13 protein-coding genes, 3 tRNA genes and 1 pseudogene are annotated in these 15,013 nt (G+C 64.3%); 8 read left to right on the plus strand and 9 right to left on the minus strand.

The features are described from left to right. Window positions 1-29: 29 nt before the first annotated feature. From EJO69_RS06975 to EJO69_RS06990, 4 genes are all read left to right on the plus strand, one after another. Window positions 30-102 (plus strand) — tRNA-Glu (locus EJO69_RS06975). A 25-nt stretch (window positions 103-127) separates the two neighbouring features. After that, window positions 128-201: transfer RNA gene (locus EJO69_RS06980), tRNA-Asp, on the plus strand. 35 nt (window positions 202-236) lie between these two features. Then, window positions 237-309, plus strand: a tRNA-Phe gene (locus EJO69_RS06985). A 67-nt stretch (window positions 310-376) separates the two neighbouring features. Next, window positions 377-1,117 (plus strand): GNAT family N-acetyltransferase, encoded by a 741-nt coding sequence (locus tag EJO69_RS06990; RefSeq protein ID WP_126040522.1) that lies wholly within the window; start codon window positions 377-379, stop codon window positions 1,115-1,117. 72 nt (window positions 1,118-1,189) lie between these two features. Here EJO69_RS06990 and EJO69_RS06995 read toward each other — a convergent pair whose 3' ends face one another. After that, on the minus strand, window positions 1,190-5,065 hold the full coding sequence (locus EJO69_RS06995; RefSeq protein ID WP_245993545.1) for an ExeM/NucH family extracellular endonuclease: 3,876 nt from the start codon (window positions 5,063-5,065) through the stop codon (window positions 1,190-1,192). 336 nt (window positions 5,066-5,401) lie between these two features. Continuing rightward, window positions 5,402-5,644, minus strand: a pseudogene (locus EJO69_RS12760) (lamin tail domain-containing protein); the annotation flags it as partial. Between EJO69_RS12760 and EJO69_RS12575 the strand changes: the two are divergent. The 3 genes from EJO69_RS12575 (at window position 5,562) to EJO69_RS07005 (ending at window position 6,660) form a co-directional block, all read left to right on the plus strand. Next, entirely contained in the window at window positions 5,562-5,756 is a 195-nt protein-coding gene (locus tag EJO69_RS12575; protein WP_245993548.1) for a hypothetical protein, read from the plus strand. The pseudogene EJO69_RS12760 and the gene EJO69_RS12575 overlap by 83 nt on opposite strands. 156 nt (window positions 5,757-5,912) lie before the next feature. Continuing rightward, a complete protein-coding gene (locus EJO69_RS07000; RefSeq protein ID WP_245993551.1) occupies window positions 5,913-6,386 on the plus strand; it encodes a phage holin family protein in 474 nt (157 codons plus the stop codon). Next, window positions 6,379-6,660: a DUF3618 domain-containing protein gene (locus tag EJO69_RS07005; protein WP_164519899.1), complete on the plus strand. Its 282-nt coding sequence runs from the start codon at window positions 6,379-6,381 to the stop codon at window positions 6,658-6,660. The genes EJO69_RS07000 and EJO69_RS07005 overlap by 8 nt, the downstream gene beginning before the upstream one ends. A 74-nt stretch (window positions 6,661-6,734) precedes the next feature. On the opposite strand, the gene EJO69_RS07010 is transcribed toward EJO69_RS07005, so the two are convergent. Continuing rightward, complete coding sequence (locus tag EJO69_RS07010; protein ID WP_126040527.1) at window positions 6,735-6,923, minus strand: BldC family transcriptional regulator; 189 nt, start codon at window positions 6,921-6,923, stop codon at window positions 6,735-6,737. A 173-nt stretch (window positions 6,924-7,096) separates the two neighbouring features. On the opposite strand from EJO69_RS07010, the gene EJO69_RS07015 reads away from it, so the two are divergent. After that, window positions 7,097-7,306, plus strand: coding sequence for a DUF3073 domain-containing protein (locus tag EJO69_RS07015; RefSeq protein ID WP_126040528.1), 210 nt, complete (start codon window positions 7,097-7,099; stop codon window positions 7,304-7,306). A 107-nt stretch (window positions 7,307-7,413) separates the two neighbouring features. Here EJO69_RS07015 and purM read toward each other — a convergent pair whose 3' ends face one another. The 6 genes from purM to EJO69_RS07045 form a co-directional block, all read right to left on the minus strand. After that, window positions 7,414-8,487, minus strand: a complete 1,074-nt coding sequence (gene purM / locus EJO69_RS07020; RefSeq protein WP_126040530.1) for a phosphoribosylformylglycinamidine cyclo-ligase — start codon at window positions 8,485-8,487, stop codon at window positions 7,414-7,416. Then, window positions 8,484-9,950 (minus strand): amidophosphoribosyltransferase, encoded by a 1,467-nt coding sequence (gene purF / locus EJO69_RS07025; RefSeq protein WP_126040531.1) that lies wholly within the window; start codon window positions 9,948-9,950, stop codon window positions 8,484-8,486. The genes purM and purF overlap by 4 nt, the downstream gene beginning before the upstream one ends. Next, entirely contained in the window at window positions 9,940-11,448 is a 1,509-nt protein-coding gene (locus EJO69_RS07030) for an RNB domain-containing ribonuclease (protein WP_126040533.1), read from the minus strand. The genes purF and EJO69_RS07030 overlap by 11 nt, the downstream gene beginning before the upstream one ends. A gap of 9 nt (window positions 11,449-11,457) precedes the next feature. Then, window positions 11,458-11,709, minus strand: a complete 252-nt coding sequence (locus tag EJO69_RS07035) for a hypothetical protein (RefSeq protein ID WP_126040535.1) — start codon at window positions 11,707-11,709, stop codon at window positions 11,458-11,460. After that, entirely contained in the window at window positions 11,706-12,074 is a 369-nt protein-coding gene (locus EJO69_RS07040) for a sterol carrier family protein (RefSeq protein WP_126040537.1), read from the minus strand. Before EJO69_RS07040 ends, EJO69_RS07035 begins: the two co-directional genes overlap by 4 nt. Window positions 12,075-12,145: 71 nt before the next feature. Beyond that, on the minus strand, window positions 12,146-14,839 hold the full coding sequence (locus tag EJO69_RS07045) for a bifunctional metallophosphatase/5'-nucleotidase (protein ID WP_164519900.1): 2,694 nt from the start codon (window positions 14,837-14,839) through the stop codon (window positions 12,146-12,148). Between the last annotated feature and the right edge of the window lie 174 nt (window positions 14,840-15,013).

Consider the following 15,013-nt stretch of genomic DNA (forward strand, 5'->3'; position numbering starts at 1 on the left):
ACGGCACGAGCGAGGCAACCAGGATACTGGCCCCGATCGTCTAGCGGCCCAGGACCCCGCCCTTTCACGGCGGTAACACGGGTTCGAATCCCGTTCGGGGTACGGCGAAGGTCGAACAGTATATCCAGGCCCTGTAGCGCAGTTGGTTAGCGCGCCGCCCTGTCACGGCGGAGGTCGCGGGTTCAAGTCCCGTCAGGGTCGCAGATTGCCCGGCTATGCCGGGCAATCTTACATAAGCCTCTGTAGCTCAGTTGGTAGAGCGTTCGACTGAAAATCGAAAGGTCATCGGATCGACGCCGATCGGAGGCACAGAAATCCCCGGGTCTCCGGGGATTTCCTGTTTCTACCACAATGTGACAGCCCGTAGGCTTTCTCCATGTCGATCACACTTGAGGTGCCGGATCCCGCTGAGGTGGCCTTCGTGCACTCACTCACGCGCAGCCGCGTTGCGGGCAGCTTCCAGGGCACGCGACTCATCATCAAAGTTGACGGCGCCGCCGCCGGCGTCGGCCTCATCTCCTCACATGACGCGAACGCGAATCTGCTCGTCGTACGGGCGGACGCCAGTCATGACCTCGAGGAAACCGGGCTGGCGCTTCTCGCGGAGCGAGCCCTGTCGCGATCGAAGACCTCGACGGTTACCCTCCACCACACACCAGTACGACCGGATGACACCGACAGCGCCGCCCACCCGCTCGATCAGCGGGAGTGGGCCCTCACCCAGTCACTGATTGTTGAGGACTTCGGCAATGCAGACTCCCCCGGCATCGCAGCCCTCTGCCGCGCCGAGGGCTGGCGGACATACGCCGATCCGGACGTCGCGGCACAGGGTTGCGCAGCTCCCGGGGTGACGACACTCGTCGTGCGCAACACCCTGACCGGCACCGTCGCGGGCTTCGCGCAGGTGCTGTCGGATGGGATCGCCCAGGGCTACCTCGCCCAGCTCATCGTCCACGCCGCCTACCGTCGAATCGGCCTGGCCCGAACGCTCGTCGAAAAGGTCTACGCCAGGAGCGGCGCGAAGCGTCTCGACCTGCTGACGGACGACGCGCAGGCCTTCTATGACTCCTTCACGGGCGAGGCGAAGCCCGGTTACCGGATCTATCCGGGTTCCTGACTGATGACAAGAGGCTCCCCCGGGGTTATCCCCGGGGGAGCTCCTTACTGGACTAAGCCCGAAACGTCAGTCTCAGACGATCCTGTTGACGGCCGGGGTGTCGATACCATCGCCATCCCAGTCACCGATCAGGACCTTGTCGCCAGCGCGACCGTATGCGATCTCGTGGTCGGCGTGGCCGCCCTCGAGCTCGTTGTTGACGTAGAAGACATTGCCGCGGCGAACCGCGATCGTGTCGTATCCATCGCCGTCGAAGTCGCCCACGTAGACATCGTCACCGGCGCGGCCGTAGACGAACGACATCTCCGCATGGCCGCCGACGAGCTCGTTGTTGACGTAGAACGTCGTACCGCGGCGAACCATGAGGGTATCGACGCCGTCGTTGTCCCAGTCGCCCGCGAACACCTGATCGCCGGCCCGACCGTAGTCGAACTGGATCTCGGCGTTGCCGCCGACGAGCTCGCTGTTGAGGTAGAAGGTGTTGCCACGACGGACACCGAAAGTGTCCTTGCCATCGCCGTTCCAGTCGCCGACGAGGACCTCATCGCCCACGCGGCCGTAGTTGAACGAGACCTCGGCGTTGCCACCGACGAGCTCGTTGTTGCCGTAGAAGGTGTTGCCACGGCGGACGGCCAGGGTGTCCTTGCCATCGCCATCCCAGTCGCCTGCAAAGACCTCATCGCCGCGACGTCCGAAGGAGAAGACGAGCTCGGCGTAGTGCGAGGTCCAATCGTTGGCGATGAAGAAGACGTTGCCGCGGGGAGCCGGAGCCGGCTGCGGAGCAACGTACTCGAAGGTCCACTCCGTCACCGCATCGTCCGCGAGGACATAACCCTCGGCAGCACGCGCAGTCACAGTCGTGTCCTCCGTGATCGCCACCGTACCGGCCTCGACAACAGCGCCGCCGATCAGGTACTCAACACCCTCAACCTCAGGAATGGTGATGACGTTATCCTCGAAGGCCGGAGCAACAGGAGTCACCTCAACAAGAGGAGCAACGTACTCGAAGGTCCACTCCGTCACCGCATCGTCCGCGAGGACATAACCCTCGGCAGCACGCGCAGTCACAGTCGTGTCCTCCGTGATCGCCACCGTACCGGCCTCGACAACAGCGCCGCCGATCAGGTACTCAACACCCTCAACCTCAGGAATGGTGATGACGTTATCCTCGAAGGCCGGAGCAACAGGAGTCACCTCAACAAGAGGAGCAACGTACTCGAAGGTCCACTCCGTCACCGCATCGTCCGCGAGGACATAACCCTCGGCAGCACGCGCAGTCACAGTCGTGTCCTCCGTGATCGCCACCGTACCGGCCTCGACAACAGCGCCGCCGATCAGGTACTCAACACCCTCAACCTCAGGAATGACGATGACGTTATCCTCGAAGGCCGGAGCAACAGGAGTCACCTCAACAAGAGGAGCAACGTACTCGAAGGTCCACTCCGTCACCGCATCGTCCGCGAGGACATAACCCTCGGCAGCACGCGCAGTCACAGTCGTGTCCTCCGTGATCGCCACCGTACCGGCCTCGACAACAGCGCCGCCGATCAGGTACTCAACACCCTCAACCTCAGGAATGACGATGACGTTATCCTCGAAGGCCGGAGCAACAGGAGTCACCTCAACAAGAGGAGCAACGTACTCGAAGGTCCACTCCGTCACCGCATCGTCCGCGAGGACATAACCCTCGGCAGCACGCGCAGTCACAGTCGTGTCCTCCGTGATCGCCACCGTACCGGCCTCGACAACAGCGCCGCCGATCAGGTACTCAACACCCTCAACCTCAGGAATGGTGATGACGTTATCCTCGAAGGCCGGAGCAACAGGAGTCACCTCAACAAGAGGAGCAACGTACTCGAAGGTCCACTCCGTCACCGCATCGTCCGCGAGGACATAGCCCTCAATGGCGCGTGCAGTCACAGTCGTGTCCTCGGTGATCGCCACCGTACCGGCCTCGACGACAGCGTCGCCGATCAGGTACTCAACTCCCTCAACCTCAGGGATGGTGATGACGTTGTCCTCGAAGGTCGGAGCCTCGGGGCTGACGACGACGACATCGTTGACGCCGGGAATGTCGAGTCCTACGACGATGGGGTCGTGGTCCGACGAACGGAACGGGCTGTTCTCCTCGAAGAGGTCGGCCACGTTGTAGTTGTAGCGCGAGTACTCGAGGGCGATCGCCTCAACGGAGTTGATGTTCCACACCGCCGCGTCGGTCACCCACTCGGAACCCTCTGCACTGGCGAAGATGTGGTCGAGGGACCCGACACGCTTGCCGAAGGTGTACGTGTAGAAGTGAGTGTCGTGGAGGGCACTCTGAGCGCGCAGGAGGTTGGTGTAACCCGCCGCCTCGAGAACCCGGAGCGGATCCTCAGCAGAGTACGAGTTGAAGTCACCGACGAGGAAGACCGGCATATCGCCGTACTCCGCATCAGCGAAGGCGACAAGCGCCTGGGCTTGGGCGATGCGGTCCGGGTTGGCGTTGCCCTGGCCCGTTCCGTCGTCCGTGCCGGACCCCTTCGACTTGAAGTGGTTGTTGATTGTCGCGAACTCCTCGCCGACCGGCTCGCCGGCAGCATCGAGTGCCTGCCATGCCTGGCCGAGCGGCTCACGAGCATTGCCGAACGCGGCGCTGCCGATGAGGATCTTCGAATCCTCGGTCGGAGCGACCTCGTCAACCTGGTAGATGAAGGCGAGACGAATGACGTCTTCGTTCGTCGGAAGCTGAGCCGGCGAGGCGGCGTAGCCCCACTTGTCGAAGCCGGCGTCAGCGTTGAGCGCTGCAACCAGGTCCGCAAGCGCCGCGTCGCGGTTCTTTCCGAATGCGGCAGACATCTCGATCTCCTGGATGCCGACGATGGAGGCGTCGAGCTCCTGGATGGCGGAGACGATCTTGCCCTCTTGGCGTGCAAGGTTCTCTGCGTTGAACGCACCGCGAGCCTGGCAGCCACCCCTCACCGTGATCGGGTTGCCCTGACGGTCGTTGTAGGAGGTGCATCCAACAAGGTCGGTACCGAGGGTGGTGAAGTAGTTGAGAACGTTGAAGGTGGCGATGGTGACATCTCCGCCGACCACGGGGGCGTCAGCCACCCGGGTGTTCTCGAACGCGACGAAGTCGTCGTTCTCGCCCGTCACCGGCACCGTGGGCTGAAGGTTCCACTGGAAGCGGTAGTCGAGGATGACCGGCTCGTTGATCTGGGCGTCGGCGCCGACGCGAACCGGATCGGTGATGCTGATGTAAGGCAGCGGGAGCTGGTGGTTGTTGTTGCTGAAACTCGTGTAATCGCGCGACGTACCATCATCCAGCGTGATCATCTTCTGCAGGTTCTCGGCGACGAGGGCATCGTGCAGAGCCTTCTCGTGAACCGGGTGGTAGATGTCCGTCGCGGTGGGGAGCGGAGCATCGTCCATCGCAAGCGCGACCGAACCGTATCGGTTGGTCTCGTACGTATCGGTGACGGTGAACTGCACCTCGGCAACATCAAGCAGCATGCCCTCGAGGCGCTCGCGCTGAGCGTCCGTCGTGAGGTCAACAGGCGTGACGACCGCGGGAGTCGGTGCCTCGAATGCCTCATCCAGCACGGTGATGGTCGGGCTGGAGAGCTGCGTCAGCGTGTAGTATTCACCGGCCGTGCCCGTGACGGAGATGTACTGTCCGACCTCGACGGTGGGGGCGGAAGCCGTGTAGACGAAGATGCCGTGCGACGCATCGCCGATCTCTCCACCAGTGCCCGGGGTCTGCATGTAGAATCCGTTGAAGCCGCCGGTCGGGTACACGGCCGTGACAACGCCATCGGTCGTGACCTTCTGGCCGTTGAGAGGCGTCGCGCTACCGGTGCCCTGGATCTCGGCGATCGTGACAGTTGTGGGATCCGGATCAGGATCCGGATCGGGGTCGGTGCCACCACCGGTGCCAGCGGAGTTCTGCGGGGTAGGTGCCGAGACCAAAGTGAAATCGACAGAATTATTGTCAGTGTCGACGCCATTTGTACGGGTGATCGAACCTGGAGTCGACGTGTTTGTACCGGGGTAGGCAGCGACTGCCGTCTCGAACTTATTGGATCCGCCCCAGCCTACGAAATCAACGAACACTGGGTCGCCGGCCCTGTTGCCAGATGGAACTCCGGTAAGCCTACTCGTTCCATCGACAAGCCCGAATGATCCCGTAGTGCCGCTAGGAGCCAAGCTTGACGTGACATCCGGCGTGGGAAGTGCCGTGCCGTTGGACCCATTGCTGTTGAGCTGGATGAGGAAGTAGCCATCCGCTTCGATGGACTTCCCACTAAAAGTAATGACGGTCGCATTCGCGTCCGCGCTCGTTTCCGCGAAATACTGAAGCGACATACTGCTGAGATCGATCGTCTGCTCTGTAGGATTGTAGAGCTCGACAAACTTGTGAGTGTACGGCTGACCTGACGATCCGCCTCGGGTATATACCTCGTTGATGACGACGTCGCTGCCGTCCGGAGCCGCCTGGGCGGGTATCGCCCATACCGGCGAAACGATCAGCGCTCCGGCGCCGATCATCGCCAATCTCCTGTTCAGAGATGATTTCATATGTCCGTCCTCTTTAACTAGACCAACCGAGACACTTTTAGTGAATCTCTCCCAACCTGCCATAGATGCGCAGGTGGTGTGACCTGTTTCTCCAAACAGACCTTCGCGGTTTGGAAATGTATCACCGGAAATTTGAGGGCCGTTCTCTCGAGAGCGAAGTATTGAGGCGCGCGCTGGCAGTGTTATCGCGATAGAGTGAGGGAGATCTATCGACGAGTTCATCGGAAGGAGATGGACGGTGACAGCATCCGAACACGAGAACAGGGGACCCGCGGTCCCATCGGACCTCGGCGGGTCGACACTGCCCCCCGTTGAGGAGAAGCAGAATCCCCGCTCGATCGGCGAGCTTGTTGCCGGCATCAGCGAGCGCTTCTCCCGCCTGATTCGGGATGAGATCGAACTGGCGAAGGTGCAGGCTGCCGCGAAGGCTCAGAAGCTCGGAGTCGGTGCAGGCCTCCTGGCTGCGGCCGGCGTACTCGCTCTCTACGCCTTCGGCATTCTCCTCCTCGCCGCCGTCTGGGGCATCGCCAACGCACTGCCGCTGTGGCTCTCCGCCCTTATCGTCGGCTTCGTTCTTCTCCTGATCTGCGCAATCCTCGCTCTTGTCGGCATCAAGAGCATCAAGAAATCGAACGAGTATGTCGTCGACCCCAAGTCCGGGCTCATCAACGACATCGAAGCAGCGAAGAAGGGACTGGCCACCGATGAGTGAAGCACCCAAGCGCAGCGCGGCCGACATCGAGGCCGACCTTCAGCGCACCCGCCAGGAGCTGACCGACGTCGTCAACGAGCTCTCGACGCGCCTTGACCCGAAGGCCAACGCCGCCGCCGCGGCTGAGGAGGCCAAGGCAAAGGCGAACGAGTTCCTCGCCAAGGCGAAGGCCGTCCCGACCGACGCGAGCGAAGGCGACTCGACCGCAATCGGGATCCTTGCCGCCGCTGCCGCAACAGCGGCTCTCGCCGTCTTTCTCATCTTCAAGAAGTAGGGCGACACCAGGGCATGAAGAATGGAGGGGCGTCATCGCCCCTCCATTCCACTATTCTCAGCGCAGCTGGTCGGCTAACGCCTGACTGTTGATTCGAGAAGCCGCTCGACCTCGTCCCTCCGGAAGCGACGGTGCCCCCCGAGCGTGCGAATCGATGACAGCTTCCCTGCATTGGCCCAACGCGTGACCGTTTTCGGGTCAACGTGGAACAGCGCGGCAACCTGTGACGGCGTCAGCAGGTCTGTTTCGGTCTGTGTGTGCATTGGTCCTCCTCAGCTTCACGGACGCTGTGTCCAGATTCGCAGTAAATGCCAGGTTATTCCGGGGTCCAAGGTCCCGAATTCTGGAATTGCCTGGCGTGACGTAGAATCTGGAGTGCCGTCGTTATACTCTGAGGGCATGTAACTGACCGAACTAGTTGAGGGGGGTCGACGCCATGGGGCGCGGCCGTCAGAAGGCCAAGCAGCGCAAGGTCGCTCGCAATCTGAAGTACACCAGCCCGGATACTGATTACCGTGCGCTGGAGCGTGAGCTTGTCTCGAGGGAAAGTGCCATCGCCGAAGAAGAGCCGGACGATGTCGACGAGGAGTACTCGGATTACGAGTACGGCTACTACACCGATGAGGACGAAGAAGGCGCCGTCTGAGTCGGGGCTGAGGCTGAGTTGGGGCGCGGATATCATCCGCGCCCCAAGCCTTTTCCCTCATTGAATGGGCTCGCAGCTTTTGCTGCGAGCCCATTCTCGTTCGGTGTCTAGAGTCCCGCGTACTGACCCGTCAGGCGGACACCGCCGCCCTGCACGCCCTTCGCGCCGCGCAGCGCCTGGCCGCCGTCGTCTGCCAAGACCCGGCCGGCCTCCCACGCGGGAATACCCGCGGCGACGCAGGTGTCGATGACGGCCTGGCCGTGCTCCTGGGGAAGAATCGCCAGCATGCCGATCCCAAGATTGAGCGTCCCCTCGAGGTCCGCGGTCGGCACACCTCCGAGGTCGGCGATCACCTTGAAGATCGGGGGGACCTCCCACCGCTGGACCTCGGCGAGGAGACCCTGCGGGAGGACCCGCGCAAGGTTCGCGGCGAGTCCGCCGCCCGTGACATGGCAGAAGGCGTGGGCGCGGTCGGCGACCTCGAGGCACACGTTCGTGTAGAGCCTGGTCGGGACAAGAAGCTCCTCGCCGATGGTCCGGCCGAGATCGTCGACGTGCTTCGTGTAGTCCCAGCCGTTGACCTCGAGGACCTTCCGGACGAGGGAGTAGCCGTTCGAGTGGATGCCGGAGGACGCCATGGCGATGATGACGTCGCCCTCGCGGACACGCTCGGGCCCGAGCACGGCGTCGGCTTCGACGACGCCGGTGGCCGCCCCCGCCACGTCGTATTCATTCTCGCCGAGGAGGCCGGGGTGCTCGGCGGTCTCGCCGCCGAGCAGCGGCGTATTGATCGATGCGCAGGCGTCGGCGATGCCGCGGACGATGTCGGCGATCCGCTCCGGAACGACCTTCCCGCAGGCGATGTAATCGGTCATGAGGAGGGGCTTCGCCCCGACGACGACGATATCGTCGACGACCATGCCGACAAGGTCCTGGCCGATCGTGTCGTGGATGTCGAGCGCCTGCGCAATGGCAACCTTGGTGCCGACGCCGTCCGTCGATGTCGCGAGGTACGGCTTCCTGTAGGCGAGGAGTGCGGAGGCGTCGAGAAGACCCGCGAAACCGCCGACTCCCCCAACAACGGCCGGGCCATGTGTGCGTGCGACAGCAGACTTCATGAGCTCCACTGCGCGGTCACCTGCCTCGGTGTCGACGCCTGCCTGCGAATAGGTGATCTTCATGAGTCCTCCGACAAGGGGTCAAGCCCGGCCGCCGCTCGTGCGTGGTCGACCGGGAGCGGGTACTTCCCCGTGAAGCATGCCGTGCAGAGGCGATGCTCGGGGACGGTGGTGGCGGCGATCATGCCCTCTTCGGAGATGAAGCCGAGGCTGTCCGCCTCGATCGAGGCTCTGATCTGCTCGATCGTGAGGCCGGATGCGATGAGTTCGGCGCGGGTTGCGAAGTCGATGCCGAAGTAGCAGGGCCACGTGACCGGCGGTGAGGAGATCCGGACGTGGATCTCGGCGGCGCCCGCGGCCCGCAGCATCCGCACAAGCGCACGCTGGGTGTTGCCGCGGACGATCGAGTCGTCGACGACGACGAGGCGCTTGCCCTCGATGACCTCACGCAGCGGGTTGAGTTTGAGCCGGATGCCGAGCTGGCGCATGGTCTGCGTGGGCTGAATGAAGGTGCGGCCCACGTAGGCGTTCTTCACAAGGCCCTGGGCGAAGGGGATGCCCGATTCCTGGGCGTAGCCGATCGCGGCGGGGGTGCCCGAGTCGGGTGTGGCGATGACGATGTCCGCGTCCACGGGGTGCTCACGGGCGAGCACCATTCCCATCTCGTTTCTCGCCGCGTTGACGCTGCGTCCGGCGATCGTCGTGTCGGGCCTGGCCAGGTAGACGTACTCGAAGATGCAGCCGCGAGGCGTGGCATCCGCGAAGCGCTGCGAGCGGACGCCGCTCTCATCGATGGCGAGAAGCTCACCGGGCTCGATCTCACGGACGTAGGTCGCACCGACGATATCGAGGGCGGCGGTCTCGGAGGCGACAACCCAGCCGGAGGCGAGCCTGCCGAGCACGAGCGGCCGGAAGCCGTAGGGGTCGCGGGCCGCGTAGAGCGTGGTCTCGTCCATGAACGCGAGCGAGAAGGCGCCCCGCAGTGTCGGCAGCACCCCCATCGCCGCCTCTTCGAGGGAGCCGTATTCGTCGAGGCAGCCGAGCAGGGCCGTCATGACGGCCGTGTCCGTCGAGGATCCGCGGCCGAGCTCGCCCGTGAGGTCCTCACCGGACTTCTCCCGCACGCTCTCCATGAGTTCCTGCGTGTTGACGAGGTTGCCGTTGTGCGCGAGCGCGATCGTGCCGTACGGGGTCGGGCCAAGGGTTGGCTGGGCGTTGCGCCAGGCCGATCTCCCCGTGGTCGCGTACCGGACGTGGCCGACGGCGATGTGGCCAGCAAGCGGCCGCAGATGGTCCTCGTTGAACACCTGGGACACGAGACCCATGTCCTTGTAGACGAGGATCTGCTTCCCGTTCGAGGCGGCGATGCCGGCGGATTCCTGACCGCGGTGCTGAAGTGCGTAGATCCCGAAGTAGGTCAGGCTCGCGACGTTCTCCCCCGGTGCCCACACCCCGAAGACGCCGCACTCGTCCTGTGCCTTCTCCTCGGGATCAAGGACGTCGGTCAATCGACCGTCACCGTTCATGTCTCTCCTCTACATGGTGGAACTGGGGCCCCTCGGGGCTGACTTTGACGAGCCTGACCGAGATGTCTTTCCCGATCGGGAGGTCCTCCCCGTGGATGACGGCCTCAACAGCAGGCTCACGGAGCATGACGATCCCGAGCGGCTCACCATTGCTGTCCGTGTCGATGACGACGCCGCGGAAGATCTCACCCTCCCGGCCGGAGAGGATGAGCGCCTCGAGGGCGTTGACGGCACCGCGCTCGTAGGCCGCCGCGCGCTGGCCCGCCCTGGCCATCGTCTTCGGCAGCGTGGGCAGCGCCTCCGTCACCCACGCCGGCACGTCCTCGCCGGCACAGATGCAGCGGCACACCTCAAGCGCATACCGGTCGACGAGGCGCCGCAGGGGCGCTGTCACGTGGGAGTAGATGGAGGCGATGGCAGCGTGGCCGGTCTGTCTGTCACCTCGAGTGTCGTCACCAGCCGCGCCCTCAGCCGGCTCGTCCGACTCACCGCCGGTCGACTTCGCCGGCAGGGCCAGGTAGGAGGCGCCCCGGAAGAGTCCCGCCGCCTCGTTGAGGAACGCGGCGTGGCCAGCGTTCGAGGAGTCGAGGGATCGGACAAAGGTCGGGTAGTCCATGTCAGCCGGCCACTCGAGGTCGAGTGCGGTCGCCACCTGGCGGAGCCTCACGTAGTCCTTCTCGCGAGCCGGGGGAAGCGTGCGGAGAATGCCGATCCCGGCCTTCTTCATCATCCGCGCCGCTGCCATGCCCGTCAGGAGGGAGATCTGCGCATTCCACTCATCGACGTCCGTCGTGCCGCGGTAGGCGAGTTGAAATCCTCCGTTGGTCGCCTCGATGAGCTGTTCCGGCAGGTCGAGGGAGACTCCTCCGCGGGCGATCTCCCGCTCAATGCGGAGCCGACCCACCTCGGACAGCAGCTCGGTGAGGTCCGCCGGCACCTGGCCCGGCAGGGTCCCGTCACCCTCGTGGGCGCGCTGCACCTGCCGGTAGGTGAGCTGGGCACGCGATCGCACCTGGGCGAGCTCGACTGTGGCGTGCTGGAGACCGCCCGCCTTGTCGAGGTGGAGGTTCCAGAGGTAGGCGGGGCGGTCTTCGCCCTCGAGGAGCGATGCGACTCCCGCGGCAAGCTCTCGCGGATGAAGTGGGATGGACCCGTCGGGGCCGTAGAGCGTCACGCCTCGGGCGTGGACCTCACGGTCGAGGGTGCCGCCCGGCTCGATGAAGAGACCGACCGCGCTGATCGCATAGCGCACGAGGTAGCCGTCACCCTCCCGCGAGAGGTGGAGCGCCTGGTCGAGATCCGCCGCATCCGGCGGATCGATCGTGACGAAGGGAATGTCGCGATGATCGGGCAGCACCGACAGGTCGACTGGTCGAATGTCGGCCACAGCCTCGGCAGGATAGTCGACGGAGATACCCAGCCTGTCGCGCAGGCCCGCCATCGCGGCGAGAACCTCTCTCGGGTGTGCGACGTTGACGCCGACGATGCGCTGAGCCATAACCGACCGCTATTCGGACGTCTTCTTGAGCGATCTCCGGTCGAGGAGAAGCGCTGTCAGGGCGCCGAGGGCGAATCCGATCGGCACGGTGAGAAGAAGCACTGCGAACGTCACGTCGCTCAGCTCGTAGCGGCCCGCGTTCGGACCGAATTGGACGAGAAGGATCCCGACAAGTGCGCCGAGGATCGCGCCGACGAGCATGAAGCGGCCGTACTTGGGGGCGCGCCGCGGGTCGGTCACGTAGAATTCCTCGTCAGTCATGGCTGCCTTCCTCGAAATAACGGCAGTGCCTCACTGAGGTCCGCCCGGATGCCAGACGCTCCCACTTTACCTGCACGAACAGCATCATCCCATCCTGTCCGTCCGCACGCGAGATCGAGCCAGGTCTCGAGATCGATCTCGACAACGTTGGGTGGGGTGCCCCGCCGGTGGGTCGGGCCGCCGATCACCTGAACAGCCCCGACGTAGGGCACCCGCACCTCGACGGCCTTCCCAGGGCGGAGGGCTGCGAGCTCCTCGAGGGCGCCCCGACCCGCGGTCCGCTTCTCTGCCATCGTCAGCTCCTCACCCGCCAACAGGCGGGCGAACAGCCCATCGACGATCCCCGGCTCAATGCGTCGCTTCATAGCCCTCACAATAGCGGGACGCCCACCGAGCGGTGGGCGTCCCTGTCTGCTATCCGCCGGAGCGGGATCAGTTATCGGCGCACGGCCGGGGTGTCGACTCCATCGCCATCCCAGTCGCCGACGAAGACATCGTCACCGGCGCGACCGTAGGCGAGCTCCAGGTCGGCGGGGCCGCCCTCAAGCGCGTTGTTGATGAAGAAGACATTGCCGCGACGGACCGAGATGGTGTCGTAGCCATCACCGTCGTAGTCGCCCGCAATCGCCATGTCGCCGGTGCGTCCGTAGTTGTACGAGATCGTGGCGTTGCCGCCGATGAGCTCGTTGTTGACGTAGAACGTGTTGCCGCGACGGACGGTGATCGTGTCGACCTCGTCGTTGTCCCAGTCGCCCGTGAAGACCTCGTCGCCGACCCGGCCGTAGTCGAACTGGACCTCGGCCTTGCCGCCCTTGAGCTCGTTCATGAGGTAGAAGGTGTTGCCACGGCGGACACCGAAGGTGTCGGAGCCGTCGCCATCCCAGTCACCCACGACGACCTCGTCACCGAGGCGTCCGTAGACGAACGAGGTTTCGGCGTCGCCGCCCTTGAGCTCGTTCGTCACGTAGAAGGTGGTGCCGCGACGGACAGCGAATGTGTCATCGCCGTCGCCATCCCAATCGCCCACGAGAACCTCATCGCCCACGCGGCCGAAGCTGAACTCGGTGTCGGCGACAGTCGAGGTCCAGTCGTTGGAGACATAGAACCAGTTGCCGACCGAGGGGACGACCGCCGGGGCCACCGTGACCGGGACGGTCACATCAGTGTCGACGGCGCCGCCTTCGAAGGTGGTGACGATGCGGAGCTCCGAGTCTGCCGGTGCGTTGCCCGGAACAGCGAACGAGACGCTCGCGCTGCCGGTGTTGTCGAGGTTCGGGGTGACATCGGTGTTGATGTCGGAGGATCCGACCTCGGTGCCGTTGAGGTGGAGCGTAACCGTGGTCGGCTTCTCCTCGAGAGCGGTGTAGGTCAGCGACCACAGGTCGACCGTGCCGGTCTTGCCCGCGGTGAGGTCGGCCTGCATGCCGATCGAGCGCTGGCCCAGGGGCAGCACGTCGGCCTCGCCGGCGATGAGGTAGTTGACGTAGCCCTCGAGGTCGACGATGCCGGTCTCGCGGAAGTTCGTGCCCTCACGGAAGACTGTGAAGCCATCCTGGCCGCCGAGGAGGAAGGTGTTCGACGCGACGGTGTAGGTGGCTGCCCGATCGACCGGGACGCCATCGATCCAGACATCGATGATGTCTCCGCCGTCAGCGGCGAGGGGGTTGTACGTGTAGGTCACGTTGTCCGACAGGCCGAGGCGCAGGACCGGGCGCGAGGCGCCGGGCTGGAACTGCTGCTCGAGCATGGTGTAGACCTGCTCGCCGGTGAGGTCGATCGAGCCGACCGTGTTGCCGAACGGCTGGGTCGAGTACGCCTCGCCGTAGGTGACGACGCCATCGCCGTCCTGGTCCATGTCCGCGCGGACACCGCCCGGGTTGATGATGCCGAAGTCGGCGCCGACAGCGGTCGAATTGACCGTCATGAGGGCGGCGTTGGCGAGGTGGTTGCCCATCGAGGACTCGGTGCCACGGTTGGCGCCCATATCTGAGCCGCTGTTCGTTCCGCGGTAGGCGTTCTCGGTGATCTCCGCGAGAACCTCAGCGCCGAGGACCTCGGCCTGCTCAATCGCGTCATCGACAATGGCCTGGATGGTGGCATCCGGGGTGACCGACTCGTCGAGCTCGATGATCGCCGCCTCGTCGACCGTGACGACGCCCTCGGCGTCGACGGTCAGCGTCGCGTGACCGAATGCCTGACCGTACTGGCCGGCCTGGATGATCGGCGCGCCGGCAACGGTCTCGGACACGTTCTGGATGTGAGTGTGACCGGCGAAGACCAGGTCAACGTCCTCCGACATGCCAACGGCGACCGAGTCGCCCTCGTGGAAGAGGGAGACGACGACATCGGCTTCACCATTGGCGTCGTCGCCGTCCTTGAGTGCAGCCGCCACCTCGTTGGTCTTGGCGACCGGGTCCTGGAACGTGAGTCCCTCGATGCCGTCGGCCGCGACGATCGTCGGAGTCGTCTCGGTGACGGTGCCGACGAAGGCCACGTCGACGCCGTCGATGTTGACGATCGAGTAGGGAGGCGTGTTGATCTCGGGCGCGCCGTCGACGTTGACGCCGAGGTACTCGAAGTCGATGAGGGGAAGGACGCGATCCCTGAGGTCCGCGTAACCCTTATCGAACTCGTGGTTGCCGACGGCCGAGACATCGAGGCCCATGGCGTCGAGGACGTCGAGCGTTGGGACATCCTGCGCGATCGAGGACACGAAGGCCGAACCGCCGATGTTGTCACCGGCGGAGGCGAAGAGGGTGTTCGGGTTCGACGTGCGGATCACGTCCATCTGCGTCTGCAGGAACGGCATGTTCTCGATGTAGCCGTGGAAGTCTGTGATTCCGAGGATGTCAATCGTGACGGGCTCGGTATTGGTGTTCAGCGGAGCGACATCTGCGTCGCCAGTCTCAGTCTCAACGACTGCCGGGGTCTCGTCCGGGGCCGGGGCCTCACCGGTGGTGTCCTCGGCGGGGGCGTCTGTCTCGGGTGCTGGTGTGTCGACGACCGCTGTGGTTTCGCGGTCCTCGTCAGCCGGTGCAGCAGCCGCCGGGGCAACGATGCCCAGCGCGGCGATTGCCGTCGCAGCGGTCACAGCAAGGGGGCGTTTTGTGCCCTGTAGGTGAATTCGCATCACATACATCCTTATCTCTGGAGTAATCTATGGCACATTCCAACCTACATGCGATTGATGTACGGCGGGTTAACTTTGAGGAACCGCTTCGCCTGGGCCATTCTTCGGCGAAATTCCGCCTGCGACCAGCGCAGAGACCCCGCCGCCCGAGACGTGGTCACCTCCCGGGCAGTC

The sequence above is a fragment of the Flaviflexus salsibiostraticola genome, from assembly GCF_003952265.1.
Taxonomy (GTDB): Bacteria; Actinomycetota; Actinomycetes; order Actinomycetales; family Actinomycetaceae; genus Flaviflexus; species Flaviflexus salsibiostraticola.